The sequence below is a fragment of the Myxococcales bacterium genome (assembly GCA_016699535.1).
Lineage (GTDB): Bacteria > Myxococcota_A > Polyangia > Polyangiales.
Window position 1 is genome coordinate 1062826 of the sequence record CP064980.1, and the last position, 25787, is coordinate 1088612.

Annotated in this window: 23 protein-coding genes and 1 tRNA gene; 10 read left to right on the forward strand and 14 right to left on the reverse strand. The window is 50.5% G+C overall.

Annotated features, from left to right (window positions below; genetic code table 11):
* Positions 1-222: 222 nt before the first annotated feature.
* Genes IPJ88_05025 through IPJ88_05035 form a run of 3 tightly spaced genes read left to right on the forward strand, consistent with a single transcriptional unit; the run spans position 223 to position 2212 of the window.
* Positions 223-543: a hypothetical protein gene (locus IPJ88_05025; GenBank protein QQR91098.1), complete on the forward strand. Its 321-nt coding sequence runs from the start codon at positions 223-225 to the stop codon at positions 541-543.
* Positions 540-1592, forward strand: coding sequence for a hypothetical protein (locus IPJ88_05030; protein QQR91099.1), 1053 nt, complete (start codon positions 540-542; stop codon positions 1590-1592). The genes IPJ88_05025 and IPJ88_05030 overlap by 4 nt, the downstream gene beginning before the upstream one ends.
* On the forward strand, positions 1508-2212 hold the full coding sequence (locus IPJ88_05035; GenBank protein ID QQR91100.1) for a hypothetical protein: 705 nt from the start codon (positions 1508-1510) through the stop codon (positions 2210-2212). Before IPJ88_05030 ends, IPJ88_05035 begins: the two co-directional genes overlap by 85 nt.
* A gap of 61 nt (positions 2213-2273) precedes the next feature.
* On the opposite strand, the gene IPJ88_05040 is transcribed toward IPJ88_05035, so the two are convergent.
* From IPJ88_05040 to IPJ88_05055, 4 genes are all read right to left on the reverse strand, one after another.
* Positions 2274-3578, reverse strand: coding sequence for a hypothetical protein (locus tag IPJ88_05040; GenBank protein ID QQR91101.1), 1305 nt, complete (start codon positions 3576-3578; stop codon positions 2274-2276).
* 124 nt (positions 3579-3702) lie between these two features.
* The gene (lnt, locus tag IPJ88_05045) at positions 3703-5226 is read right to left on the reverse strand and encodes an apolipoprotein N-acyltransferase (GenBank protein ID QQR91102.1); all 1524 of its coding nucleotides are present in this window, start codon (positions 5224-5226) and stop codon (positions 3703-3705) included.
* A 74-nt stretch (positions 5227-5300) separates the two neighbouring features.
* A complete protein-coding gene (bioA, locus tag IPJ88_05050; GenBank protein QQR91103.1) occupies positions 5301-6608 on the reverse strand; it encodes an adenosylmethionine--8-amino-7-oxononanoate transaminase in 1308 nt (435 codons plus the stop codon).
* Between the two features lie 89 nt (positions 6609-6697).
* Positions 6698-7375: a transposase gene (locus IPJ88_05055; protein ID QQR91104.1), complete on the reverse strand. Its 678-nt coding sequence runs from the start codon at positions 7373-7375 to the stop codon at positions 6698-6700.
* Positions 7376-7610: 235 nt separating this feature from the next.
* Here IPJ88_05055 and IPJ88_05060 point away from each other — a divergent pair, with 235 nt between their 5' ends.
* Positions 7611-8828, forward strand: a complete 1218-nt coding sequence (locus IPJ88_05060; GenBank protein QQR91105.1) for a hypothetical protein — start codon at positions 7611-7613, stop codon at positions 8826-8828.
* A gap of 67 nt (positions 8829-8895) precedes the next feature.
* On the opposite strand, the gene IPJ88_05065 is transcribed toward IPJ88_05060, so the two are convergent.
* The gene (locus IPJ88_05065) at positions 8896-9915 is read right to left on the reverse strand and encodes a hypothetical protein (GenBank protein QQR91106.1); all 1020 of its coding nucleotides are present in this window, start codon (positions 9913-9915) and stop codon (positions 8896-8898) included.
* Positions 9916-10214: 299 nt separating this feature from the next.
* Between IPJ88_05065 and IPJ88_05070 the strand changes: the two genes are divergently transcribed.
* Positions 10215-10940, forward strand: coding sequence for a glutathione peroxidase (locus tag IPJ88_05070; protein QQR91107.1), 726 nt, complete (start codon positions 10215-10217; stop codon positions 10938-10940).
* A gap of 242 nt (positions 10941-11182) precedes the next feature.
* Here IPJ88_05070 and IPJ88_05075 read toward each other — a convergent pair whose 3' ends face one another.
* On the reverse strand, positions 11183-13375 hold the full coding sequence (locus IPJ88_05075; GenBank protein ID QQR91108.1) for a DNA translocase FtsK 4TM domain-containing protein: 2193 nt from the start codon (positions 13373-13375) through the stop codon (positions 11183-11185).
* 334 nt (positions 13376-13709) lie between these two features.
* On the opposite strand from IPJ88_05075, the gene IPJ88_05080 reads away from it, so the two are divergent.
* The 4 genes from IPJ88_05080 to IPJ88_05095 are packed head-to-tail and all read left to right on the forward strand — an operon-like array spanning position 13710 to position 16983.
* On the forward strand, positions 13710-14768 hold the full coding sequence (locus tag IPJ88_05080) for a hypothetical protein (protein ID QQR91109.1): 1059 nt from the start codon (positions 13710-13712) through the stop codon (positions 14766-14768).
* On the forward strand, positions 14746-15198 hold the full coding sequence (locus tag IPJ88_05085) for a hypothetical protein (GenBank protein ID QQR91110.1): 453 nt from the start codon (positions 14746-14748) through the stop codon (positions 15196-15198). The genes IPJ88_05080 and IPJ88_05085 overlap by 23 nt, the downstream gene beginning before the upstream one ends.
* A 46-nt stretch (positions 15199-15244) precedes the next feature.
* Complete coding sequence (locus IPJ88_05090; protein QQR91111.1) at positions 15245-16054, forward strand: FHA domain-containing protein; 810 nt, start codon at positions 15245-15247, stop codon at positions 16052-16054.
* Between the two features lie 50 nt (positions 16055-16104).
* Positions 16105-16983 (forward strand): UbiA prenyltransferase family protein, encoded by an 879-nt coding sequence (locus tag IPJ88_05095; GenBank protein QQR91112.1) that lies wholly within the window; start codon positions 16105-16107, stop codon positions 16981-16983.
* A gap of 13 nt (positions 16984-16996) precedes the next feature.
* Here IPJ88_05095 and IPJ88_05100 read toward each other — a convergent pair whose 3' ends face one another.
* Genes IPJ88_05100 through IPJ88_05135 form a run of 8 tightly spaced genes read right to left on the reverse strand, consistent with a single transcriptional unit; the run spans position 16997 to position 25232 of the window.
* The gene (locus tag IPJ88_05100; GenBank protein ID QQR91113.1) at positions 16997-18109 is read right to left on the reverse strand and encodes a hypothetical protein; all 1113 of its coding nucleotides are present in this window, start codon (positions 18107-18109) and stop codon (positions 16997-16999) included.
* The gene (locus tag IPJ88_05105) at positions 18109-18540 is read right to left on the reverse strand and encodes a hypothetical protein (GenBank protein ID QQR91114.1); all 432 of its coding nucleotides are present in this window, start codon (positions 18538-18540) and stop codon (positions 18109-18111) included. The genes IPJ88_05100 and IPJ88_05105 overlap by 1 nt, the downstream gene beginning before the upstream one ends.
* 4 nt (positions 18541-18544) lie before the next feature.
* Positions 18545-19066 carry a hypothetical protein gene (locus tag IPJ88_05110; protein QQR91115.1) on the reverse strand — a complete coding sequence of 174 codons (522 nt, stop codon included), beginning with the start codon at positions 19064-19066 and terminating at the stop codon, positions 18545-18547.
* The gene (locus IPJ88_05115; protein ID QQR91116.1) at positions 19063-22266 is read right to left on the reverse strand and encodes a hypothetical protein; all 3204 of its coding nucleotides are present in this window, start codon (positions 22264-22266) and stop codon (positions 19063-19065) included. Before IPJ88_05115 ends, IPJ88_05110 begins: the two co-directional genes overlap by 4 nt.
* Positions 22267-22277: 11 nt before the next feature.
* Positions 22278-22904, reverse strand: coding sequence for a hypothetical protein (locus IPJ88_05120; protein QQR91117.1), 627 nt, complete (start codon positions 22902-22904; stop codon positions 22278-22280).
* A complete protein-coding gene (locus tag IPJ88_05125) occupies positions 22904-24040 on the reverse strand; it encodes a prepilin-type N-terminal cleavage/methylation domain-containing protein (GenBank protein ID QQR91118.1) in 1137 nt (378 codons plus the stop codon). Before IPJ88_05125 ends, IPJ88_05120 begins: the two co-directional genes overlap by 1 nt.
* Positions 24037-24624 carry a hypothetical protein gene (locus IPJ88_05130; GenBank protein ID QQR91119.1) on the reverse strand — a complete coding sequence of 196 codons (588 nt, stop codon included), beginning with the start codon at positions 24622-24624 and terminating at the stop codon, positions 24037-24039. The genes IPJ88_05125 and IPJ88_05130 overlap by 4 nt, the downstream gene beginning before the upstream one ends.
* Positions 24621-25232 carry a type II secretion system protein gene (locus IPJ88_05135; GenBank protein QQR91120.1) on the reverse strand — a complete coding sequence of 204 codons (612 nt, stop codon included), beginning with the start codon at positions 25230-25232 and terminating at the stop codon, positions 24621-24623. Before IPJ88_05135 ends, IPJ88_05130 begins: the two co-directional genes overlap by 4 nt.
* A 238-nt stretch (positions 25233-25470) precedes the next feature.
* Between IPJ88_05135 and IPJ88_05140 the strand changes: the two genes are divergently transcribed.
* A tRNA-Leu gene (locus IPJ88_05140) sits at positions 25471-25554 on the forward strand.
* The last annotated feature ends 233 nt before the right edge of the window (positions 25555-25787 follow it).

The window sequence follows — 25787 nt, forward strand, 5'->3', positions numbered from 1 at the left end:
CTTAGCGAGAAGTCACCGAGTTGGCCCGGCCTTTGCTTCATGGATAAGCATGTGCGCTTTAATTTCCATTTTTAACAGCGGCTGCTTGGTTTTGGAGCGCGAAAAAGGGGCGGAGGAGAAAAACTTTCCGCCCTCGATTGTGAGCCCTGACAGCGCGCAACATCCGCTAGGCAAACTTGTGCGATTGGATTTGCCCCAACTGACCCAGAGAGCACTGAAGAAGTGTTTGAATTTATAGTACGCGATCCCAACGTTGAGCAGGTTTTGCAATACCGCGTGTTTTTAGATCGTGTGAGTGGTTTTGGGGAAAACAGTTTGATCGACCAAGATGAGCTTCAGCCCATTGGGCAGACCAATCGACCTTGGGAGTTTCGAGTTGAGCGTGAACAGTTGCTAGCAAAGCCCTGCAGAAAGCTTGAATTAATCGTGGTAGGACAGTTTGATTTTCCAGACCTAAAGCCTGTGGAAGAAAATGATATTGACGTTGCCAATTGGTGGGTTGTCTCGAGCGACTCCGTTAACCCTGCGGAGTGCCCCCCATGATACTACGTCGATGGTATAGTCTTTTTGTTTTTGTTGCGGCATGTTCATTTTCTGGAGACGCCTCGCAGTCTGCTGTGAATTTTTGTGACGAAGACACCGACTGCCCAAGTCAGCAATGCGATCTTGAAAAACAGGTGTGTGTCGCATCGAGCAGTGCAGATAGTTTTCAACTTGTCATTGAGACCATGCGTTCAGCCGGTGTCGAAGGAGCCGGGAGCTCCGTTTTTTCAGAAGTGCTTTCTTTGGGGGAGCTTGATACTAGAGATTTTCAAATTGCCAATCCTGTTGATGTCTTTGGCACGGTGCGCGGAAAAGATAACAACGATCAACCGATTCGCGTATTGGGTTCACTGCGTTTTGTGCGTTATGGCCCTATCGAAGGCTTAGAATCGTCGGTCACAACGCAGATATTCACCGAGGCGCAAAAGACAGAGAGTGGCCAGGAGTTTGATTTCTCAGTCAAACTTCTTCCTGGTAGCTATTCGGTGTTTCTTACGCTTGATAGCAATCAGAGCAAAGAACTTCCTCCAATACGTTTTTCGTTGGAAGTTGCCGGTGCGCTAAGCGAGCCGATTGATTTTCCGTATCCAGCGGTTAATGAGCTGTGTCGTTTAAGAGGTGTGCTCAAGAGTATTGCGGGTAATGGTATTAATCGTTTGGAGGTTCAGGCCGTAGACCGGCAGACCGAGCAACCTCTGTCGACGATCGATGTGACAGCTAACGTGGCTGGCATCAACGGAAAATTCGAAATTAGATTGCCACAAGGCTTAAGTGATTACGTGCTTAATGTCGTTCCCAATTCGGAGGCGCTCGTATATCCAGCAGTGGTGATCGATCCCGATTATTTGTTTCCCAACGACAACTGCCAGGACGTTCACGAAATCGATGTGCCTGCGCCCCAAAGCGCGGTACAAATTAGTTATGTCGTGAAAAAATGGACGAAACCTCCACGGGAGAGGTTGTTGTGCAGGAGGCTACCGTGCGCTTGTTGGGCGAGGTCAATACCGACGAGCCTGGAATTCGTACGGAGCTTCGACGTTCCGTCGTAACAGACGCTGTTGGTAAGGCGGTGATTGATATCTTGCCTGGAAGCTATACCGTGGTTGTGATTCCCCCTGCAGGAGAGTCGTCGTTAACGATATTTACGGAACAGATTGAAATCGATGCTGACGGTATTGTTGGGGTGGGCTCAGAAAAGTCCGTCCTGCTTAATGAACGCGTGCAGTATTCAGGCTTTGTCTCAGGCGCCGGAGGTCAGGCTATGCGTGGCGCTACTGTGCAAGCTCAGGCGCAAAAAAGCGATGAGGGGCTAACGGACCTTTTAAGTGCATTGTTTAATCGTTCGGTTCAAAGCCAAACCGATACCGACGGTATTTTTTATTTGGATTTGGACTACGGTCGCTATGATATTGTGGTGCAGAGTCGAGAAGACAGTGGTTTCCCTTGGGTGGTTTTGAAAAACCAAGTTGTTTACACTGACTTTGATGCATCGGCATTCAAGACGATTGAGTTGCCAGAGCCGCAAGTGATTTCGGGCACGGTGTTTAATGCCGAAGATGTCGGGATTTCCGCTGCAGCGCTTGTTGTGCACGGCGTTGTTATGGATGGAGAGAAGCAGCGCTTGATTCAGGTCGGAAGCGCTAGTAGTGATGAAAATGGGGGAGTTTAGTTTGCTGCTTGCGCCGCCTCAGGAATAAGAGCGAGCACAGGCAACGCTGAGGTAATTTGGCTTAGCCGGGGTTGATGTAAATGCATTGGCTTTCTACTTTACCGCAGTAGGTAATGCTGTCAGCGGGATGAAGGAGATCTTGTTCAATGCTGAGAAGGACCGTGTCTGGGTTTATTTCTGCTTGCTCCAATTGACGTACCGCGTATTGGAAAAAGGCATCCGCAGCGTCGCTCCCTTCTTGCGCAGCGATTATGTTGTAGAAAAGAGCGAGCCAGGCCCGTACGCGCGCTTCATTTGCTGACCAATTTGAGCGACCCCAGCCAATGAAGGGAAAGCGTCCAAAGCGAGCTACAATGCTTTGTGTACCGTCGTTCATCATAAGGTATGGACGATCGTCTTGCACCCAAGAAGATGGAATGCACCATGCAATGCATTGGTATTCACTTGGCCAGTCGTTGTGCTGTTTCGTTCTAAAACGGCTTATGTTCAACGGAAGACCCGAAGCTTGACCACCGCGCATGACTTCTTCGGTAAAAACAGCCCCTGTGCTCCACTCAATTTCAGGTGCAATACTCAGTGATAGTTCCGGCGCTGGGAAAAGCGCGGACCAATCGATGCGACTGAGTGCGGGAATCAGTACGTATATACTGAGTGCGGTTAGCGCTGCGACTGCGAAGGCTAGTGCTGTTGTGCCGATCAGCAGTGAGGCGCCTCCATCCTTTGCAAGAGGATGAGCCGACAGTGCGCCCTCAGCAAAACTGGTACTGTTAACGGAAGTTAAGGCATCGGGTGACGAACTCGTCCAGGTTTCAGTCCAGGCTGCTAGCTTGGGCCAGCTTCCCCAAAAACCTTGCTCGCTTGCCTCACAGAGCGCCTCTTCAAGTTCAAAATAAGCTTGCTTGGGCAGCGCGGTGTTCCCGAGCTCGGCAAGACCGCTCTTCATGTGCTGTCCGATGCGCAACTGAAAAGCCCAGTCCCAGCCCGCTGGCGTGCTTAGGCAACTGTCTTGTTGCTCGACGTTTTGGGCTTTTTGCGCTTCGATATATTCTGCAAAGCATTGTTGCTCAGGGCTTCCAAACCATTCGGGCCGCAGCAAACCGATATTGCTTTTAAGTGTGTCGAGATTAAGACTCTCGGCAAAACTTTCGGGTCGAGTAAGAAAATCAGCTGCCCCTTGCTGACACAGCTCGATTTTTTGCTCGTCAGTCGCGTAGTGCTGAGCGATGCTGGCTTGGACCAGTTCGAGAAACGAGAGTTGCTGGGATGTGCTTGCGCCGTCTGCCTCGTTGAAAGTTGGCGCCTGTCCGAGGCAGCCCGGCAAGCAAAGCAGGTAGATAAGAACAAAGCAGGTGAATTTTTTTCTCATACAGCAACGGCAAAACAAGCAAAAGTTGTGCCAGTGCTGCTTTACTCTTTTTTGCTGACAGCGCTAGGCTTTTTTGCAGAACATGAGCGTTTTTCATGGGGCTCTACAGGCCCCATGGGGTTAGTTAGCGCTTACTTCTAGGCCTCAGGAAAAAGGCGGCAAGTAGGAGGCTTAGCCAGCCGGGCCACTCGCCCGCATAGCTGTAAAGGCTGCGGCCTTGTAGCATGGCGACTTGGTTTTGGATGGCTTGTTCTTTGAAGAGCTCGGTGTGTTTGATGAGTCGGCCGACCGGATCGACAAAAGCGCTGATGCCACTGTTGGTAGAGCGCACAAGAAACCGTCGGTGCTCAATGGCGCGAAACTTGGCCAGAGCCAAATGCTCCCAGGGCTCGGTGGTTTTGCCAAACCAGGCGTCGTTGGAGATATTAACCAGCAGGTGCGGATTGTCAGCGTTCACGAGTTTACGTACAAAACTCGGTAAGATGTCTTCGTAGCAAATCAAGGTGCCAATGCGCCATTTGCCAAAGGGCAAAGAGTGCAAGCTTGAGCCTTTGGTAAAGTGCCCGCTGTTGGGCGACCATTTATAGAGAATGGGAAAGGTATCGCCAAAAGGAAGGTATTCGCCAAAGGCAAGCAAGTAAGTCTTATCGTAGCTACCGAGGATGTCGCCCTCTTGATTGGTAATAAAAGCGGTGTTGAAAACCTGTTGTTCATCCGCGCTGCTGCGTCGTGAAACCGCTCCGAAAAGCATGGGAGTGTCAATCGAGCCCATTACTGCGCGTTTGACGTTATGCATGTTTTCAGGAATTGAAAAAGCATAGGCGGATTCGGGCCATACGAGCAGATCCAGTTTGCTTTGTTCTTCAAGCTTTTCAGAAAGACGATGATGGCGCCGTAAGCCTTCGAAAGGATCGTTGCGTTTGCTGAGCAAACCCATGTTGCCTTGCACCATGCCTACGTTGATTTTAGGTGCCTTGGCTACCAGAGCGTCATTTTGTTGGATGCGCACAGCTCCATAGACAAGGAAAAGAGCAACGAGTCCACCTTGCAATGCGAGCCGTTGCCATGCTGAGGCGTCTTTATTCTTTAGACGTTTCAGCGTTTCGTAGAGCGTGCCGTTAATCAAAAAACACAAGCCTGAAACGAGCAATGGACCGCCAATATCCGCGCTTTGCATCAGCAAAGGAACGCTGTGGAAACTGGCGGAGTAGTAGTAAGGAAAAAGCAGTGGATAAATAAACTCTGCACTGATCCCGGAAATAAGCAGCGCAGCGGTGGCGCTTAGTCCACGCTGCACTAAGCGTGCATAAAGCCAAGCCAGCAAAACAAACAAGCCAGCCATCTGAACAACAAGAATGGATGCGAGCAAAACACATAGGGGTAGCGGAAAACCTGAGAAGCGTTGCAGGACGTGAATCAACCAGTAGTAGCCGCCAAAGATGGCGACAAAGCCGTTCACGAGACCGATCTTGATGATGGCGAGATGGCCTTTGGGCGCTTCGTGCTCAAAGGCAAAGAGCAAAGGCACAAAAGCCACCAACGCAAAAGGCCATAGATCGATGCCGGCAAAGCCTACGAACATTAATACCGAGGACAAAAGGGCTAGAGCGTAGGATGACAAAAATGGCTTATTTTTAGCTTTTTTCATGACAGAAATGGCGTGTTTTTAGGTAATTTCATGCCAGTTCTGGCATGTCAGCAAAGTCCCCGGATCGTGGGCGCTCAGGACCATGGCGCTTTTTCATAGGCGGCGTCAATGGAGGCGGCGATGGTCGCAAGCAGCTCTTCTAATTCATCGTTGCCGATGACAAGTGGCGGAGCAATGTAGACGGTGTTGCCCAAGGGGCGAAGGTAGACACCTCGCGCTTTGGCTTCTTCGTAGACAAGCCAGCCAGCGTTGCCGTAGTAGTTATTTTTGCCGAGGTCGGCGGCGGCGACCAGACCCAGATGACGCGTGCGCGTGACCCCTGGATGTGCACCAAGATCGTCGAAGGCTTGGGCGAGCAGAGGCGCTTTTTGATTGACCTGTTCGATGATCTTTTCGTCGCGATAGACGGCGAGCACTTCACGCGCAATTGAGGCGCCTAGCGGATTACCATAGAAAGTATGCCCGTACATGAGCGCGCGTTCTTTGCCGCCTTTGAAGCCATCGTAGATGCGATCGGTGGCCAAGGTTGCAGCCATGGGAAAGGCCCCGGCGGAAAATGCTTTGGCGGTGCAAAGAATGTCGGGCGTGATCGTGGCGTGATCGCAGGCCCACATTTTGCCAGTGCGGCCGTAACCGGTGAAGACTTCATCGGCGATCAAAAATACATCATGCTTTTTGCATAGCGAGTGCAGACGGGCAAGCAAGGATGCGGGCCAGATTTGCATGCCGGCTGCACCTTGAATCAAGGGCTCGACAATCACGGCCGCAAAGCTTGTTGCGTTTTGTTTGAGTTCGACTTCGATAGCGTCGATGGCTTTTTCCCAGCCTTGTGCATCGTCGGCTTCGGGTGTGCGTAGAACGTCAAACAAAATGGGACCGAATACTTTACGAAAAGCCTGCACACCGCCAAGGCTGGTGGCGCCGAGGGTATCGCCGTGAAAAGCATTACTTAGACTAATAAAGCGCGTGCGCTTGGGTTGACTGTTTTGCTGCCAATATTGAAAGGCCATTTTGATGGCGACTTCGATCGAGGTTGAGCCATCGTCGGAAAAGAACACGCGCGATAACCCCTTGGGAGCAACATCGAGCAAATCTTTTGCAAGCAGCACGGCGGGTTCATGGCTGATGCCCGCAAAGGCGCAATGCATGAGCGATTGAGTTTGTTTTACGAGCGCTGCTTTGATGCGCGGATGCCCATGACCCAAAGTATTGGTCCACCACGAGCCGTTGGCATCGATATAACTTTGACCATTTACGTCATAAAGGCGCACACCCTCGGCACGCTCAATGACAAGAGGCTCTTGCTCTTGATGATCTTCAAAAGCAGTGTAAGGCCGCCAAAGAAGCTTACGATCCAATTCAATTAAGCGCCGTCGTTCCATAACGGCCACTTTACACCAAATTGGGGACATGCTTTATCGAAAATTTGCAAATATTTCCAATCATTTACAGTTGCGATCGCGGAACCGTTCTAAAGGGCGCTGGATCGGTCGGGTCGCTCAAAGCGCCGACCAACTCGTCCGTTTTCTAGCTTCCAACGGGCTTCGAGTTTTTGGAGATAGCCGATTCCTTTTTTATGTTCCAAATACTCGCGTGCAAAGCTTTCGTAGGCGCTTTGTCGATTTGCTTGCGTCGTGCCAAGACTGGTGTACCAATCTGAGGGTGTCCAAATCTCTGGATCAACGCGAAAGAGAGAGTTTCGTCCAGTGTGAATGCCAAAGGTCGACCAACGATGCCACAGGCCGTCTTCAGGGTATCCATCTTTTACGGCGTTCAGATCAATGTATGCTGTGACGATGGCAAGGTGTTCGTCGCTCTGTATTGGAACGGAGAAAAAACGTTCTTCAAACAATTTGCCATGACTTTGACGACGGATATTACGATGTCGAGCATAGCGCTGACTGACATCCTTGATGCAATTGCTTAGCGATGGAGCGTCGAGGGGTGTTCCGAGCAAGTGAACATGATTGGGCAAAAGGCCAAGACTGTGGATTTTGATGCGGGTCTTTTCAATGGCTTTACGTAAAAATTCGACAAACAAACGGCACTCGTTTTCGTAGGAGAACAGTCGGCGACGGTTGTTTCCACGAAGGATGACATGGTGTGGAACGCCTGCAATGATTTGTTGTGCACGGGGGATTCTGGCCACCTTGGGGTATCGGCCAAATGTGAGTGGAGTTTCTAAGAAGCTTGAGTTTTTACACGGTCCCGCGATCGCATCCGTATCACATTAGAATTATTTAGAAAATTTTGAGGAAGCATGTCCCCAAATAATGGAGCTTGCTACGAGCCTGACGCGATCGGGGTGTCATAGTGCTTTTGGGAAAACATCTCGTTTCTTCAGTGTTTTACCGTTGGTACATCTTTTGCTTCTGTACTTAAGTATGACGAGTTCAATGGGTCAGGCAACTTACTATCCTATTGTCCAGGTGCTCCTGGGGCTGTTTTTGGGAGCGTGCAACTCGGGCAATGTGGGCGGCAATGATCCGAATGGCAGTGATGGAGGCGTGAACAATTCGGATGGGGGAGATTTGCTTTCCGATGGCGGTGTTATCGGCGATGGAGGCAATACCTTACCGCCTGTATCTATTGATGGTTGCGAGCCGGTCGATTTGTCCAATCGAGTTCCAGCGAGTGAAAATGAAGTAGTTCTGCCAGCGGGCTGCTATGGACCGACCTGCAGTTCGATCGGTTTTACACCGCTCATTGATCTTGGCGTTGACACCTACCGCGATCTTCAAGGCGGGCTTTATTGCGGAGGGAGCAATCTGCGGCCTCCGGAGCACGAGCAAGCGGGTCTTGCTATTGCTGAGCAGATCCAGCCTCTCAATAGCCAAGGTAATGCAGATAGTGGCGGTAAAGTGGTATTGATCTCGATTGGGATGTCGAACACCACGGGGATGTCTCAGCAGTTTATTTCGGCCTTTGATGCGCAACGAGATGGTCTTGGGGTTCGTTCCGAGATGGTAGTGGTTGACGGTGCGCAAGGTGGCAACGCAACTCAGGAATGGACGGACAGCGGTGATGCTCCGTGGAGTGTGCTTTTGGATCGTTTAGACAATAGCGGTGTTACGGCGGAGCAGGTGCAAGTTGCTTGGATCAAGCTTGCGCGCAAGAATCCTGACTTAAGTTGTCGTCCAGTTGTGGGCAGCAATGCACATTGCTTTCCTGCCGATGCAAAACAACTTGCCGATGATATTCGCATCGTTATCGACAAAGCCATGGGCTACTTTCCAAATCTCAAAATGGCCTATCTGACCAGTCGTGTGTATGCAGGTTGGGCGACCGGCCCTCTCAATCCTGAACCCTATGCGTATCAAAGTGCTTTTGCAGTCAAACATCTTATTGTCGCGCAGATGACAGGTGATACATCCCTGAACTACGATCCAGAGCGCGGCGCAGTGAACGCTCCTTGGCTGGCTTGGGGTCCTTATCTTTGGGCCGATGGGACGACACCTCGTAGCGATGGGCTGACGTGGCCAAAAGACTATTTCATTTCCGATGGAACCCATCCAAGTGCGGCCGGCTACGAACGCAACGGTCAGGCTTTGCTGGATTTCTTTGCAGAAGACAGTACTGCTCAGGCATGGTTTTTGGAATAAGGTTTTTTTGGTAGGCTACTAGCATCTCCAACGGTGCACCCTTTGGTATCGCGTCACAGACTGCCTCTTATTGCAGACACGGAGAGGTGGAGTCACCGAGTTCTTCTCGGATCCAATCTGCAGCCTCTTGGGTGTCGCTAAAGAGACTAAGCTCGCGCACAAAGCGGTAGGCTTTGATATCCAATCGTAGGTCTTCAAGGCTGTTGCCATGCTTCCAGTCGCAGAGGCATGGATCCGTAGCGCAGTCGATACGATTGCACTCTTCTGACGTGTAGCCTGCGCTTGCAAGGATCTTAAGCAGTTCTGTATCGCGCTCGCTGCCTTGATTTTCGGTATCGTAGTCCAAGGCTCGTTCAAAGGCTTCGATGTCTTCTGCGCTCGCGCTTTTGTATTGCTCGATGTAACTGCCAATTTTTTGAGCGAAACTCACATCGCCAGGATCCGGTATTTTTTCGTGCCCTACCATCAAACGCAGTACGGTTGTTTCTGGATCTTCATTGTTCGGAATGGGAAGCAGAGTGCGAAGTGCGAGATTCTTGGCGAGGCTGGGATCGAAAGCAAAGTGCACGCCGGTGAGAAAATGGCCGATTTGTCTGTATGCAAAATCCGCTCCGCCTGCGTCCCAGAGATCGTCGTAGAGCCAGGTATCGTTGAAGGCTTCGGCAATGTCGTCCGTCCCGAATTCGATAGCGTAGTGCACGCCGGGAATGTCCCAGCCGGGCCTACCGGCCGTGATATCGAGCACAAAGTCTAGACGCGATTCGGGCGTATCGCCGACAAAACGAAGCCAGCGACTCAACGTTGGATGATCAAAGAGACGCGCCAAAGCTTCAACGCCGCATTGGATATCATCACTGTAATCACGCGCGTAGGAGACAAGACAATTGGCGATATTTTTGGCGAGCCCGCGGGTTTTTAGGATTGGATCGTATGCTTCCCAGTCATAGTAAAGACAGTCTGTTTTGGGTCCGCGGCCACCGATAACCGCATCCTGCTTAGCATCCACGTCCTTTGTCTGCTCCGACCCACAATGGATGCACAAGGTTAGAAGCAAGCTTATCAACGAAAAACTAAAACGATGCCGCACGATGCTAGCCTAGCAGCTGCGTTTTACTAGGGACAGGTTTAGACGGCTGACTTTCCTTCGTTAAATGACATATGAATTGCTCGATTTTTACTCGGTTTCGCGGTCGCCTCTGTATAACGTCGGAATCACAGAGAAATTTTGGAGGAAGCATGTCCCCGATCAGTCCCCGATCAGGAGGCCCCAAGAAACGACTAATCGAGTTGCCATGCACATCAATAGAAAATATCTATTATTAGATAATTATAATCTATTTCACAAATCGTTGCTGGGGGCTTAGTTTGCCTAAAAGGGAGGTTGTGATGAACAACGCTATGGAAGGAAAAGAAGTTCCTGAGGTTACTTTTCGGGTTAAGAACGAAAAGGGTGAATGGCAGGACCTAAAGAGTAAAGAGATTTTTTCGGGCAAGACGGTGGCGGTGTTTTCGTTGCCGGGAGCGTTTACGCCGACCTGCTCGACGGCTCACGTGCCACGTTACAACGAGCTTGCGCCGGTGTTTAAAGAACATGGGGTGGATGATATTGTTTGCGTTTCAGTGAATGATACTTTCGTAATGAATGCATGGAAGCACGATCAAGGCGCGGACCGCGTACGATTTATTCCGGACGGTAATGGTGAGTTTACCAAGGCGATGGGCATGCTTGTGGATAAGCGTGAACTTGGTTTTGGGCCGCGCTCTTGGCGTTATTCCATGCTTGTTAAAAATGGCAAGATCGAAAAGATGTTTGTTGAGCCGGAAGTGCCAGGGGATCCCTACAAAGTCTCCGATGCCGATACGATGTTGAACTATATCGCGCCGAATGCGAGCAAAACCAAAGATGTTTTACTGTTCACCAAACCAGGTTGCAGTTTTTGCACCAAGGCAAAAGCGATGCTCAAGGAAAAAGGCTGGGAGTACTCGGAAGTCACAGCTTCACCAAGAATGCTACGTGCGGTTTCTGAGAAGGCCACGACACCCCAGGTATTTATCGACGGCAAATACATCGGTGACTCGGTCGCACTTGAGGCTTACCTTAAGAACAACTAAATTTTGAGCGTATAGGCACTCGATAGCCCTGGGTCTGCCGGAACAGACCCAGGGCTATCGATGCTTAAATAACCTTGGAATCGAATTGTATTTTCTGCCAATAGCCGTGGCAAAGGAGCCATGGGAAGCATACGTAATCGTCGCTCCAATACGATTGCAGATGATTTAAGCGTCTAAGCTAGTAGGTCTGCGCAGGCGGACCTACTAGCTTAGAGCGCCTATTCGTGCACAACATGCTGAAATTAATACGATTGAACAAGGACTTCGCGTCGGCCGCCGGCTTTGCCGCTGGGCGGACCTACGACGCCGTCTTTTTCCATGCGTTCAACAATCAAAGCCGCTTTGTTGTAGCCGACGCCAAGTTGGCGTTGGATGTGACTGATGGAGCAGTAGCCGGCTTCAGCGACAATCGCTACAGCGCGATCGTACTTTTCATCGTCGCCTTTGCGCGCCGGACCGCCGCCTCCGCCGTCTGCGTCTTCTTCGCGTGGCTTCAAGATGCGTTCGTCGTAAACGGGATTGCCTTGATCGCGCAAAAAGTCACACATGTTACGCAGTTCATCTTCGCTGATGAATGCGCTGTGTACGCGTTTGAGTTCACCTGAGCCAGGCGGAAGCATGAGCATATCACCCATGCCAAGCAAATGCTCTGCTCCACTGCGCCCCAAAATAGTTTTTGAGTCTTCGCGCTGAGAGACTTTGTAGCCAATGCGCGTGGGGAAGTTGGCTTTGATGACGCCGGTGATGACATCAACACTGGGACGCTGCGTGGCAAGAATAACGTGCATACCCGCTGCTCGGGCTTTTTGGGCCAAACGGGTGATGGCTGCTTCGACGTCTTTGGCGGAGACCATGATCAAATCGGCAAACTCGTCGACGACGATGACAACGTAAGGAAGCTTTTCAGGCTTGAACGGCTCTGGGTTCTTGCCTTCATCAAGCTCTAGCTGAAGCTGTTTCATTTTCTTCGGAGCGAGTTTTTCAAGGGAGAGTTCACCGCGTTCTACTTTTTCGACGCGTTCGTTGTAGCTTTGCACGTTACGTGCACCAGCATCGGCGAAGAGCTGATAGCGTCGCTCCATTTCATCCACGGCCCAGCGCAATGCAAGTGCTGCTTTTTTCATGTCGGTGACCACAGGCAACAGCATGTGCGGTATGCCATCGTAAGCAGCAAGCTCAACGACTTTGGGATCGATCATGAGCAAACGCAGCTCTTCTGGCGTTTTCTTAAACAGAAGGGATGAAAGCATCACGTTGAGCCCGACGCTCTTACCAGCTCCCGTTGCACCTGCGACAAGCAAATGAGGCATGCGAGATAGATCGGCATAGACAGGTTGCCCGGCGATGTCTTTACCAAGCGCGATGGGTAGTGCTGCTTCCATGTCTTGCCAACGACTGTCTTCAAGGATGTCGCGAATGCTGACAGTCTGGCGTTTTTTGTTGGGCAGCTCGAAGCCGACACGTGCTTTGCCCACGATAGGCGCGACGATACGCACTTTTTGTGCGGCTAGAGCCATGGCGAGATCGTCCGCCAACGAAGCGATCTTGGAGACTTTGGTGCCGCTGGCAGGCTCAAACTCGTACATAGTGACTACTGGACCAGGGTGAATTTCATCCACGCGCCCTTCCACACCATAGGCTTTGAGTTTTTGTACCAAACGCTCGGCGTAGTTTTTGAGGGTTTTTTCGTCCACACGTATGGAGGTGCTCGGAATCTCATCAAGCAGCGTGGTCGAAGGCAATGCAAAAGGCTTACCGGTTTTGCTGCGGGGTGCTTTTTGAGTAGGGCTTATACTACTGCTTTTACCGTTCGTTCGAGGACTTAACTTGGGAGGAACGATAATTGGGCCTCCGGGTGCATCGGTTTTTGCTTTGGCAGCAGAGCGGGTTGGTGGAGTGCTTTCTGAGCGACTGGGTTCTTCCTCGGTTTCGAGTTCCTCGGGAATGGCCTCGTCATGAACGGGGGGATTAGGCTTTTTGCTAACTTTGATAACCGGCGCCTCTTCTGCCTCAAACTCGGCCTGCTCCAAGCGACGTGCTTCTTCAAGGCGCTTGGCCTCTTCCCAGGCGGCAGCAACGCGAGCCTTGACCTTGCTTAGCTGAGCGTTGCTCCAGCGCATGGTCGATGCGATCGAAAAGGGCGTGCGAAGAAGAATGGTGACGATCAAGATCGTCGTGCAAACGATGTACGTTCCAATGGTGCCCAAGAGGGAACGGAGCACTTCACCGGTGATTTCGCCAAGCAGCCCGCCACCCGTGTGACCACCAAAAAACAGGGTCTCCCCGAAGGCAAGATGCATCATGGCGCAGCTGATTAGTACGATGACCAGCACCGAAGCTGCCCGCGCAGCACCGAGCTGAACGCCGACTCGTCCAAAGAGGCGCAGGGTAAATAAAAACAGTTCCAGAGGAATAAGCCAGGCTGCGACACCCAAAAGCCCACTAAAATGCCTGAAAGGCCGTGGCCGACCGGACCAATCCAGTTTTCACCGCCTCGGTAGTCATAGGATAGAAGGGCGAGCGTAATTAATATGCCGGCCGCGGCGATGAGTACGCCAGCAACTTCGTGTTTGCTCCCAGAGTTTGTTACTGCTTCCGTTGAGTCCATAGAGGTGGTTTTAGGTAAACGTCTACCCACTTTGTCTTACCTTGGGTTAGAATAGGCGAGGCATGGCAAATTCGTCAAAAATTAGGCCTCTTGCGAGGCTTGGGGAATTATCTACACTGCGAATCCTGGCTATCCCAATTAATTCAGAGGAAAGGTTTCATATGCGTTTACGCTTATCTACGATCGGGTTTTTGCCGCTGTTGGTGTTTCTTATAGGGTGCCGTGTTAATTCCGGAGATATCGAAACCTGGAAAGGGACAGTCAAAGGGCCTGCCAAAATCGTCGCTGTGGCCTTGGCCAAAAAGTACGATATGGATCTTAGGGTGGAAGCCGCATTGGCTCTTGTTGAGATGGACCGACAAGATGTAGATGGCGTAGCTGAACTCGAGTCTGTGTTGCGAGCTCTTGATGAAGAGGATCGCGCAATGATTTCCGATGGTGTTGCTCAGGGACTTGAAAAGATCTTGTCGGGCGAGACGGCTTCGAGCGCCAAGCAGGGTGACACAGAAGGGCCTGCGCTGCTCGAGGTGCGAGCAAAAGATGCTTCGTACATGCTCTTTTCGCAAGCTGCTGCCGCGACTCGCGAACGTCTATCAAAAGCGATTGTGAGTTGGTTTGCGCGTGACTTTAATGGTCGAAACTTGGCCGGTAATTATAGTGCCGAGCAAGTGATTCAGAAGCTTGGATCGGCGGCTGCTCACCAGCTGATTGCCGCACTCGACCCGCGTATGCCGCAGGTCGCTTTGGTTAAGCTTGCAGGTCTTATTGGGCAAACGGGTGACGATAAAACCAAAGCAGAAGCTGCAACACGTTTGGTTGAAATTGAGAAGGAAATGGAGGGCCCCAAATTCGTAGCTTGGCTTGAGCAACGCATCCAAGAGCAGGCGAAAGAAAGCAAGCAGGATGTTAAGCCTGAAGCCCTAAAGCGGGCTGCCCTACTGCATCAAGAAAACTTTATTAATACAGGGGCCATACCGGCCATGGGGCAGCTTGCCGATCAAAAAATTATTGCGGATCGCTTGCTCAAGATCGCTGCCACCCCATCGAATGACGAAGACATGGTCGAGCGGCGATGGCGTGCGCTTGCCGCACTTGAGGGCAAAGCGACCACGGCACATGTGGATACCTTGCTTGCTCTGGCGCTCAATGCCTCGAATCCTAGCAAAGTTCGGGATTATGCTTTTGATCGTCTCGGAGATGTGCGAAGCAAAAACGCTTAGCCGACTGTGGCCATTGGTGCAAAGTTCATCGAATCAGCGAGAGCGGTGGCGTGCTGGAGAACTTGTCCTTGCCATCGGCGGCGAGGGTGTCGTTGCTGAGTTCTTGAAAAAACTGCCTTCGACGAAGGGTGTGGCTTACGAGCCGGAAGAGCTTGAAGGTTATGCTAAACGTATGGGGCAGATGAAGCCGCTACCCAAAGAACTTTTGCGTGCTCAGTTGAGTTCTCCTAACTGGTGGCAGCGTGTCATCGCCCTACGCTTTTTCGAGCGGAAAGGTGATCAAAGTGACCTTAAGGCGATGAAACGGCTCGTGAATGATGCTGCTGGTGTCAATGGCGAGCACTGGGATGCCAAAATGACTGTTGGAAAAGTGGCCAAAAACTCCGTGGAATATTTGGATCAGAGCCTAAAAACGGATAAATCTTCTTAATGGGGGAGCGGAACTGCTATAGTGCAATAGCCCCTGGAAAAAACGTATGAGTCGCGATCAGATTTCAAAAAGCCCGAGGCAAGTTCAATGCCGCGATTACCTATGGGAGCTTTTCCAAAAGATGAGCGCTGAGCTTGAATGCTCAGTGGATTATCTGATCAATGAAGCGATGCGTGTTTACGCAAAATCGTATCAAGAAGGACATCCAGGTCAGGTTTCCGCGGAGACCACAGCTTCAAGTACAAACGTGGCACGTGGTGCAGCGCCACTTCCGCCATCAAATACGGCAAGTGGGATACCCTCGCTTGGCGCGATGCGCTCGAGTATATCCAATGCCACTGGACCGGTGCCTCTTCCGCCGCCACCTCCTTCACGCCCTTCAATGAGCGCTTTTCCGGCAGTCTCTGCTCCAGCGCGATCGTATGTCCCAGGTCCAGCCTCATCTGCGGCACCTTTTCCCCCACCGGAGCGTAGCAGTGGCGGTTTTGGACAATCGGGCCCGCCTTCTCATACGACAGGACCCTTTGCGCCGGTATTTCCTGCTGGCCCATCAAGCATACCTACGCAAGGAGTGCGTCCGCAGCTTTATGCGGTCTACGGTGGACAGAAAGTCCCGGTGCATTCCGATGAATTTATTATTGGTCGTGGTTCAAAATCTTCAGATCTCACCATAAAAGATGGCAATATTTCTCGGCGTCATGCGGCAGTCGTTTTTGAAAACGGCGCTTATTACTTAAAAGATCTTGGCAGTACGAACGGGGTTGAGTATCAAGGTAGGCGAATTGGTGGAAAACGCATCGATGAGGGTGATGTTTTCCTTCTTTGTGATCACGAAGTACGCTTTACGTATCTGTAATTTCGTGTTGCATAGTCGAAGCCGCTAGATGCGTGCAGTTTTTGCAGCCCATGATGATTTCTGTTTTGTCCTTTATAAAAATGCTGCGCCCACATCAGTGGGTTAAAAACCTCTTTGTGTTTGCTCCAGCTTTTTTTGCAAAACAATTTTTCGCGCCCCGTACACTTTTGTTTGCTTCGCTTGGCTTTATTGCTTTTTGTTGTGCCGCAAGCTCGGTCTATATTCTAAATGACCTCGTTGATCGCAGTGCTGATCGGGCTCATCCGGTAAAAAAAAATCGACCCATTGCTAGTGGAAGTATTGCGGTGCCTGTCGCTGTTGCGACCATGTTAGCGCTTACTTTGATCTCCTTTGCCATTGCGATTGGTCTGCCTCGTTTAACAGGATATTGCATCGTGGGCTATTTGGCTCTCAATATTGCCTATAGCTTTTTTCTCAAACGCATTGCTTATGTTGATGCTTTCGCGATTGCTTCTGGTTTTGAACTGCGGGTGCTTGCTGGTGCAGCAGCTGAAAGCATCAAGGCATCGACCTATTTGTTGGTCGTGACCATGGTACTTGCTCTTTTTTTGGCTCTTGGCAAACGCGCTCATGAGTTATCGCAGGGAGAACCTGCGTACGATCGCCGAGCAGTGCTTCGACACTATTCAAAGCGCACTTTAGCTATTTTACTTTACTTTGCTGCTAGTTCAACCATAGCTGTCTATTTGGCCTATGCGCTCGATCCTGAAACGGTTTCATCTTTTGGAACGAACCTGCTTCCGTGGACTACCGTTTTTGTGGCAATTGGCGTGCTACGTTTTGTATGGCTTGTTAATCATGGACAAAGTGCGGAGAGCCCCACCGAACGCATGCTCTCAGACTGGCCTTTTCTCACTAACATTGTCCTGTGGACCATCGCCGTTTTGTTTCTAATCTACGCAAAATAGGCCACGTTTCTATTTAATTGTAGGCAAGAAAGACGATGCGGACGGAAGTGCTTTGTTTTTTTGATGATTGCGAAATGAAAAAACTATCTGTCGAGACCTTGAGGTCTTGAAAAGCTTGCAAGATAGCTTTTTTTCGCTCCTCGTACTGTTGTTCCGATGTTTGTTTTCTGAATGGCGAAGAAGCTATTTCGACTAGGATTGGACCGTGGTTATACGTGTTCAAAAGTTTTGAGAGTTTCTTAATGATCTGTTTGCTGGTATTGGGCAAATCACTATTTCCGGAGCGGAAAAAATTTGTCGCTTCGATGACACTTCCATAAACACCATTGATAGTACGAAATCCAAGAGTCATGGCGTCATCATGAAAAGCTTGTCGTTCTGCATCACTGGAGGATGTCTTGGTTTTTTGTGCGGCGCTCAAAACAGAAAGCGTGTCCTGAAAAGCGCGTTGCGCATCGTCGAGATCACCAGTTTTTTTAGCCTTCTCGAGAGCTTCAGAGGCTGAAGTGATCGCATTCGTTTTTGCGCTTAACGCTATTGCGGCCGAAAGGTTTAGTGTTGCACGATCAATGAGAGTCAACGCTGCTTCTTTTTGCTGCTTTACACTGAGTTTGTGTTTTTCGTCTTCTAAAGCAAGCTGATGGACACGTTCTATTTCATGGCGTGCTTTATCTGCAGCTAGCGCCTTGGCTTTTTTGTCGTGTAATTCACGTAAAGCATTTTCATAGTGGTCGATTTGCTCTTGAATGTCCGCTGATTTTTTTAACAAGACGGAGGTCTTTGTTTCCATTTCAATGCGGTCGGCTTCGATTTCAGCGGCCGCCAAGTAGAGTCGAGCCATCGCCATGTAATCACTATGGGCTTCGTTGTGCTCCTGTTTGGCATGCTCTTGAGCTAGGCGCAAAGCAATCTCGGCTTTGGCATAAAGATCGGGTGCATATTTTCTGGCTCGCATCGCCTGTTTGTCTGTTATGCGTTCTTCCAGGTCTTGGTGCCTACGCGTTGCCGCTGTGCCGCATCCAGCGTAAGCGATGGAGAAGCTAAGCATCAGAGCGATGCTGATTCCTGCGACGACTTTGTTTGAACCCAGTATCGACGCGGAGCGGTAGAAGATCTCTTTAGGCACTACAACACCTTTCCAGATTGTGTGTCTGTGTCAGAAGGTGCACTTTGCAGTTCTTTTAGCAAGGCTGTTTGCTTTTCTTGGGACAATTTTCTGATGTCATCAAGGCCCTTCTTTGCATGCAGATAAGGCTTTTGAGCATGATTGCGAGCAAGCGTAGTCGAAACCAACTGCATCTGAGCTTGAGCGAGATCGAACTTTCGCTGACTGTCGTCTCGTCGTGCTTGCTTGAGAAGTTCAAGCGAACTTTCAAGGTTCGATGCCGCTTCAAGTGTAAGTTTTCTTAAGGAAGCGTTGTCTTCTGTTTGACGGATTAGTGTTCGGTTTTGCTGCTTAGCTGCACGCAAATCCTGTTCAAAATCAAGTGATGCGGCACTGCTTACAGTGGAGTAGACGAACAACAATAGTGATATGGCGAGTACGCGGATAAGCATGCTGCTATTGAATATATTCTTGTTCTTTTTTTAGCAACGTCCTAACCTGATTGTCGCTCATAGGCTTTTCTGGCATAGGGCGTCGTTCAACAATTTCAATGCGGTTTCGACTTTGATTTATGGGTTGAATCCACACATCGAGTTTGACCACTCCGCCTCGTATGCCTTTAGGAACAGCTGCTTCGAAGGTAACGCTTTGACCTCGACGCTCAACCACGCCGGTTAGCAAACGTTTCCCAAAATATTCGTGCAAGGCTGTAAGTGGGGCTGGGCTTTCATAGATATGGCGTCGTTCTTCATCACGCACTAGCTTCAGTGTCGTTGGAAGGCGAAGTCCAGCTACTATTTTATCCGATTCTAGAAGTTCACCATTGCTTCCATAGAGGCTTGATATCTTTTCTTCCTCTAAAACCTTGCCTTGTTCTTTTCTTTCAAGTGCTTCGGTGTCGCCTTCGTTTGTTTGCTTGTTCGAGCAAGAAGACAGACTTAAAGCAAACGCCGCAAGCCAAATGATTTGTCGCTTCATTCTATAGACGATACCTTAGATAGAATGCGAGTTGTAGAGGTTGGGGAATTAAGCGTGCGGGTAATTGAGCCGATGGCTTGTCCCGTGGACTTTTCAGCATCACCGCCTGCTAGGGCAACCAACTGGAACTGGCCACCACCCGAATCATTAACAACCGTGCGGGTGCCGATGTAAGGGTCGGTTTCTTCGCTTTCATCGTAGCAGGTGGGGCGCTGGGTTACCCCGACTCCCATGACCAGCACATTGGAAATCGCCGGAAAGTGCCGTACCATGGTTCCAGAATCTGCGGGGTATTCAATTTCTGGCATAGGCAACGGCATGTCTTCCGTGCCGGTAGGATCGGCATCTTTGTAGTGCACTCCCCAGACGCGGCTTTCTCCGAAATCACAGGCATCGGATGATCCACTGATGGATTTAAAGCTTCCAAAGTAGACACGGCCATCAAACAAATCGAGGGGACCGGTGACAAGCTCACCGTCATCGAGAGTGATCTCCCAGTTTACGGCCGCTGCCCAGGTCGTACCGGTATCACCAAAAGACAGTGTTTCGGTAAGAGAAACAACTCGGTTGGGCAAAATACCATCGAGCACGTCGGTGTTGCCGGTGCCATGAATTATCACAACGTTGCCGTCTTCATCGACGGTCACCAGAGGCGCTTCGTAGGAAGGTTGACCTTCTTTGGGTAAGGCATCCCAGTAGATATCGTGAAAAGGATCGATGCTCCATTCTGTTGAATTTGCGGACGACATATCAACGCGCCACAGAATACCGTCAGCGTCAGAAACGTAGGCACGCGTTGCAATGGTCCCTACTTCGCCGGTGAACATGGCAGGTGTGCCGACGATTGGTGCGTTGATGTCACCTTCATCGAATTGTTTAAGTACATCCCCGCTTTCGACATCGACGATCCAAAATTGCCGGCCTTCTTTTGCTTTCCAACAGCTATGCTTTGAGCGAGCATTGGTGGTACCGGATGTTACAGGAGGATTGCCTTTACCATTGGCGTTGCAGCCGATGGGTCCATGATCTCGTGAGGTGTCAATGGCGCCACTGCCTCCGGGGAGCAAGGCAACCGCACGCTCTTGCAAGGTCCCGTTGTAGTTGAATAGGGCCTGACCGATCGCGGGTTTTCCATAAGTGAGACCCAGGTTAGTGTCGGTGAACTGCCATAGGAATTCAGGATTAAAGGGATCAGAGACGTCCATGGCGATAAAGCCTTTACCGCCACCACGCAGTCCCATGATGAGCACGCTATGATAGGCGTTGGCGTTGGAGGCCATGCCTGGTGTGCGGCTAAAGAACACGTCTTTGACTACCGGCGTACTATCAACCATGTATTGTCTGGCGGTGACTAGGTCATCAAGTTTCGGCACAAGAAGTGGTGGCAGAAAACCCCAGAGCTCAGTTCCGCCGTCCAGAGTGCTGCCATCAAGCATTTCATGATCTTCTACCAAAAACGCGTGAAGGATGCCATCGTTGCTACCGACATAGACCACCGGTGGTCGATTGATCACATCGTCGCGTTGTCTGAAAAGGTTATACGATTGATCTGCGATATCGGCATTTGGTTTTCCAACCACAACAGGCGAAGAGTGATAAATGTCACCTAAACGTTTGCCTTCGCGCGCACTTCCCGTTTCACCGTGAACCCAGTTGATTATTTCGACTTTGCGTGCCGTATCGTTTTGCTTGGCGCCCACAAGTTTATTTGCGATATCGGTATTGCCAACTGAAAAGCTTGCCAGATCGCCCCCTTGAATTACGCCTTCGAAGGCGCTGGTATTGTTGCCTGGTATGACTGTGTACAGAGTACGTGCAGTGACGCGATCGTTTAGGACTTCTTCAAAGCGATCATTTTCTGCAGAGCTAATGGCTTGAAGTTCTGGCTCAAGGGTATCGGGATTGCACATGTAGCGTTTGCGTTCCAAAACTCCTGTCCATGGTTCACCACCACTTCCAACAGTAAAGCCAGTGGAAAATTGATACTGCCCCTGGGTTGAACTGTTTGCCGGGCCTGCGAATGCCGGAGCAGATCGGGTCGTTGTTCCAGGTGCTGCTTTATCAAGGGCTTCGGAAATACGCGCACGCAATTCATCAGCATTATCTGCAAAGAGTGCCTCAGTGGTACCCCCAGTTAGAGCGATGTCGTTTAGGGTGCTTTCTGCGTCGTCACCAACGTTAAAGCCAATCACAAACACCCCTTTGACGATACCAGTGCAGGCGCCCGAGCCCGAGTCGTAATCGCAGAAGTCCGATGCAATTTCAGTGGGCAGTTCGTAGGGGCAGCTGTAAGTCGGGTTGCCGAAAGCATCGAGTCCGTCACAGTCAAAACGAGCATCACGGTAGTCCTGATCGGGATAGCCATCTGTGATCAGCATGATATAGCGCGGCCGGCAGTTTTTGAATTCGTCTGTCTGAATATCGGCATGGTTATCGTAGTAGTAGCGCGCATCATCCAACGCACCGGCAATTGGCGTACCACCGTAGGGCCGTACGCCTAAAATGCCATCTTGAACTTTCGAGTTAATGACAAGGTAGTCATCGGCGCCAAGACCCACCGAAATCATGGCACCTGAGTGCGTGCCCTCGTTTCGTACACCGTTATCAACCATGTAATCAGTGGCGCAACCGGGGAAGGTCAAAAGCTTACGTTCACCGTAGGAATACATGCCTTCGGCGCCTTCGCTTTGTGCAATAAATGACGCTTGCTCAAAGGTCGATTGAGGTACAAGCGGATCAGCCGTGGTGAGTGTGCCCACACTATCAAAGGTCATCAAACCAAATTTCACACGTTCTTTATAGGTATCAATGACGCCGTCTTCTTGCTGTGCAACATCAAGAGGAAGGGCGTGATGTGGTATGAAATAGCCGTAATCGTACTCGCCGCCAAAATCGGTACTACGGCGGTCCTTGGAAGTGCAATAAAAATTTTCATCCCAAGAACCCGTCAAAATCTCAACCAAGCTGGCCCAACGGTTACGTTCCGAAACAGTAGCATCGCCACACGTGGGATAACATTCGCTGCATGAGGGGGTAGTGCAAGCGCAACCCGCTTTGCGCTCCATGGAACCGGAAGTGTCTAAAATCAGCATCACAGAAGGGCGAACGTCTCGAATATCCGGTGCGCTTTGTGCGTGGGATACGATGGGCCACCATGCGATGGCCATGAACAACACTAGGTATAATAGTCGGTACTTCATCTTGCTGTCCTTCATTTTGCCATAGGTCCTGATCGTGCGATGACGCGACCCACGGATACAGAATCCATGGCTGAAACTTTGTCGCTGCTTTGTCCAGTTTGCGGGATGTATGTACGCCCACGAATTGTATAGGTTGCAACCATGTACTTTAATGCGCCGCCGCCATCGAGACGGTAGCCGGGAACGGTCCCTGTGTAAGTGTAGTTGTCGTTGACATCGACAGTGAAAGTCGGTTGATACGGGACATGGCCAAGCGAATTGTCCGATGAGCCAATCTCAATTGGCGAGTGGTTTGCAGATTGAGTTGACTGATCCACTGCAAAGTCAGCGAGTGTGAGACGAAAGCCCTGTTTGCCACTCAATAGACTTGGTTCGTTTGTAAGTGCAGGTGCTGTGGAACTTGCCATAATATGTGCAAGAACGTTTGGTGAGGTTTGATCTACCCAGGACATCGCTGATTCGATGCCAGCTTCGGTTATATAGTGTGTTTGAATAGCTTGACGCTCATGTCCTGCGGAACGGATTTCAAGACCGGTCGATTGAATAGCGAAAGTCGCAGTAGCGGTGCTCATGAGTAAAATGAGCATCACGATGAGCATCGCAGCGCCTTCTTCTTTTCTGTGTGTCTGTCGTTTCATTAGTTCACCATGTTGGGCATGAAAATTTCTGTTTCAATAGTTCTGACACGAGCTGCGCCGGCTGCCGAGGCATTTGCGCGATAACGCGTAAGAGGAGCCCCGCTTGCGCGTGCAACCCAAGGGAAACGTGCATCTTGAAAAGGCGTACGTGCTGATAGCCTTACAATGGCGCTTCGAACCTGTTCAGGATTTGCGGCAATAGCGGTTGCTGCTGCTGCGTCCGATACGCGTGCCAAACTTGGAGCAACCCCGGGACCAGAAGTATCCAAAATAAAATCGACGTTGAAATCAACAACGTATTCCATAACCACGCGTTCGCTGTTTGCAACGGCTGTGCCGCTTGAATTAAGCTCTCGGCGAATAAGTTGCACGCTTTGGGAACCCATGGCTGTAGCGGCGGTGCTGCTCAGAGGGTCGAGGTTACCGCCGATGTTGCCAACGTAGTATTCGACTCGAGACAGCGGAGCGACCGTAGCTCCCACGCCAATGCCGCCAAGGCAAAGACTTCCTACGGTAAGCGCGGGTGAGAAAGTAACGCTGGCATTGGTAGCGCTTTTTGCTGTGATGTTTCCGAAAAAATGAACGCCTTGCAATGTTTCAATATGAAGGACGCGTCCTACCCGGAAAGCATCATCATACAAGGTTGAGCTAAAAGGTGTTCCTGTTGTAGTCAGATGAAAACTGCGACGGAAGCCTTGCCAATCACGTTGCAAATAAACCAGATTTCCGGCGCTATCGAAACCCGAACTAAAATAGTTATCGGAGGTTGCGTAATTTCCGGTGAGTATTAAGCGGTCCGCTTGCACACCGTGTGCTGAGGCGTTTGGTATTTGAGCAGAGTCCGCATTGTTGGTAAAGGCGACAGCCTGTACACTAATGGCAGTGGTTCCACAGGTGTTCTCGTTAGCGGAGTTGGGCGTTCCCAAAAAACCAGCGCGTGCAATGTCTCGGCGTATTTGCTCAACGGCAATGCGTAGTGAAAGTTGGGTTTGAGCAATGCGTTGCTGTTCTTGAAAATGTTTTGCAGACGCTCCGCCAAGCATATAGACGGACGAAACAACCGTGGCACTCAGTGCAAGCGCAACCATGAGTTCCAAGAGCGAAAAGCCAGAGCGATGTGATTGAGTGTATCTCATATGGGATACCACCTCACGACATTTGCCGCAGAAATGAAATGAAGGTCTGTGTTTCCTGTAAGTGTTTCAGGATCTGTCCCATCAGCACACGCAGCATAGGGACTCGCGTCAATACTATTTTTAGGCCACCATACGCGAACTTCCGTTCGTAGAGACTGCCCAGGGGTAACCCACTCCACTCGGACGTTTATACAAAAACGCATGCTGGCGTTTGTACTGGTATCGAAACCAAAATGATCGAAGGCATGGGATTCGCTAGCGGCGGCAGGGTCGGGAACAAACCAACCGTTTCCTACTTCAGAGAGGTACCTTGTAGAGGTCAAGTTGGCAGCTCCTGCGCCATCTCCACCGATGTTCCAAAGTAGAGAATCGCGTTTTAGTCGTTCCATCCACGTACGCATGACATTGTTGGCTGTGGAGATCTCACGAGCAGATAAGTTGGCGTGAGTTGAGGCTTGGTGCAATCCCATGATGCCAACGGCTCCCATTTTTAGAATACCCCTGGCCATCATGACCTCAACCAGAGTGTAGCCGAGTCGTTGGCGCATTTTTTTGCGATGATTGTTTTGTAGTGCAACTCTCATTGCATCACCCTCGGTGCGCCGCCTAAAGGAAATACGGCCCACCTTCTGACTCCACGAAAAGCTGTGCCAAGTTTACCTTGAAACCAAAAAGCATATCCTCCGCTTACTCCGTTAGTATTGTTTTGATCGGAAAACGGAGCCGTTGAAGCAATACGGTGCCACAACATGCCTGAGCTTGTATAGCAAAGGTCGACCAGTGCTTCATCGGGGGAGCCTTCCATTTGCACAAAGTTCGTGGCTGAAAAGCGATACTTGCTATCACCTAGGTTTACTTCAGCGACACAGTTCGGTGCAGTGCAGCTTGTTCCTGATGTGATAGTAGACCAGTCAGTGGTGTTACAGCCGCTATTGCTGCCGCGGTACAAACGAAGCATGCCAAGTGAATCAGGATTTGAAGCTTTCGTAAAACGAAGCAGGTGAGCCGTACCTAGAGCCAGTGCTTCAGAGCGAGCTTGGCGTCCAATACGCAACGCATCCAGTTGAGCTTGTGCTACGCGCCTTTCAGCCATTGCGGTTCCAATAGCGGGCGCAGCAAGGGCTGCGCTGCCACCTATAATGGATACAGCGATGAGAAGCTCTAACAGCGTAAATCCTGAGTTGTATTTCATGCCACCCCTATGAGAATGCAATGCACGTGCCTCTTGTGTAATAACTCTAAGTTAATGAATTTATAGGAATTTACGAATTAGCTGTAGTTCTTGGGCCCTGCATCGGATGCGGCACTATGAAAAAGTTGCTTAGTTGGGCTCAATGTAGGGCCATGTGGCACTTTGCAGTTGGCAAGGACAGCATTGTTCCGCTAAAGTAGTCGCCCGAACACGGCCAGTGGTTTTTGATGTTCTGAATGCGAGAGTGGCGGAACTGGCAGACGCGCAGGATTCAGGTTCCTGTGGGGGAAACCCCGTGGAGGTTCAAGTCCTCTCTTTCGCACTAAGGTTAGTTTTAGCTGTTTGGACCGCTTTAACTGTTTGTACCGCTGCGTAGCAGCGCTCCAAAGAGGGGATTCACGCGAATCCCCTCCCGAGCGCGCTATGCGCGTCGGCTCCCTCCCCTGCGGGCTCGCGTTGCTCGCGGAGTGGTTGGGTAGGTAATTTTGGAACTGGTTTGGTTTTTGGCTTTAACAATTTGGACCGCTGCGTAGCAGCGCTCCAAAGAGGGGATTC

Coding starts and splice junctions, on each gene's coding strand:
- IPJ88_05115 (QQR91116.1), bottom strand. CDS start 22,266: ATGAAGTACCGACTATTATACCTAGTGTTGTTCATGGCCATCGCATGG.
- IPJ88_05070 (QQR91107.1), top strand. CDS start 10,215: ATGAACAACGCTATGGAAGGAAAAGAAGTTCCTGAGGTTACTTTTCGG.
- IPJ88_05085 (QQR91110.1), top strand. CDS start 14,746: ATGTGCGAAGCAAAAACGCTTAGCCGACTGTGGCCATTGGTGCAAAGT.
- IPJ88_05080 (QQR91109.1), top strand. CDS start 13,710: ATGCGTTTACGCTTATCTACGATCGGGTTTTTGCCGCTGTTGGTGTTT.
- IPJ88_05125 (QQR91118.1), bottom strand. CDS start 24,040: ATGAGATACACTCAATCACATCGCTCTGGCTTTTCGCTCTTGGAACTC.
- IPJ88_05030 (QQR91099.1), top strand. CDS start 540: ATGATACTACGTCGATGGTATAGTCTTTTTGTTTTTGTTGCGGCATGT.
- IPJ88_05110 (QQR91115.1), bottom strand. CDS start 19,066: ATGAAGCGACAAATCATTTGGCTTGCGGCGTTTGCTTTAAGTCTGTCT.
- IPJ88_05040 (QQR91101.1), bottom strand. CDS start 3,578: ATGAGAAAAAAATTCACCTGCTTTGTTCTTATCTACCTGCTTTGCTTG.
- IPJ88_05120 (QQR91117.1), bottom strand. CDS start 22,904: ATGAAACGACAGACACACAGAAAAGAAGAAGGCGCTGCGATGCTCATC.
- IPJ88_05090 (QQR91111.1), top strand. CDS start 15,245: ATGAGTCGCGATCAGATTTCAAAAAGCCCGAGGCAAGTTCAATGCCGC.
- IPJ88_05095 (QQR91112.1), top strand. CDS start 16,105: ATGATGATTTCTGTTTTGTCCTTTATAAAAATGCTGCGCCCACATCAG.
- IPJ88_05135 (QQR91120.1), bottom strand. CDS start 25,232: ATGAAATACAACTCAGGATTTACGCTGTTAGAGCTTCTCATCGCTGTA.
- IPJ88_05130 (QQR91119.1), bottom strand. CDS start 24,624: ATGAGAGTTGCACTACAAAACAATCATCGCAAAAAAATGCGCCAACGA.
- lnt (QQR91102.1), bottom strand. CDS start 5,226: ATGAAAAAAGCTAAAAATAAGCCATTTTTGTCATCCTACGCTCTAGCC.
- IPJ88_05060 (QQR91105.1), top strand. CDS start 7,611: ATGACGAGTTCAATGGGTCAGGCAACTTACTATCCTATTGTCCAGGTG.
- bioA (QQR91103.1), bottom strand. CDS start 6,608: ATGGAACGACGGCGCTTAATTGAATTGGATCGTAAGCTTCTTTGGCGG.
- IPJ88_05105 (QQR91114.1), bottom strand. CDS start 18,540: ATGCTTATCCGCGTACTCGCCATATCACTATTGTTGTTCGTCTACTCC.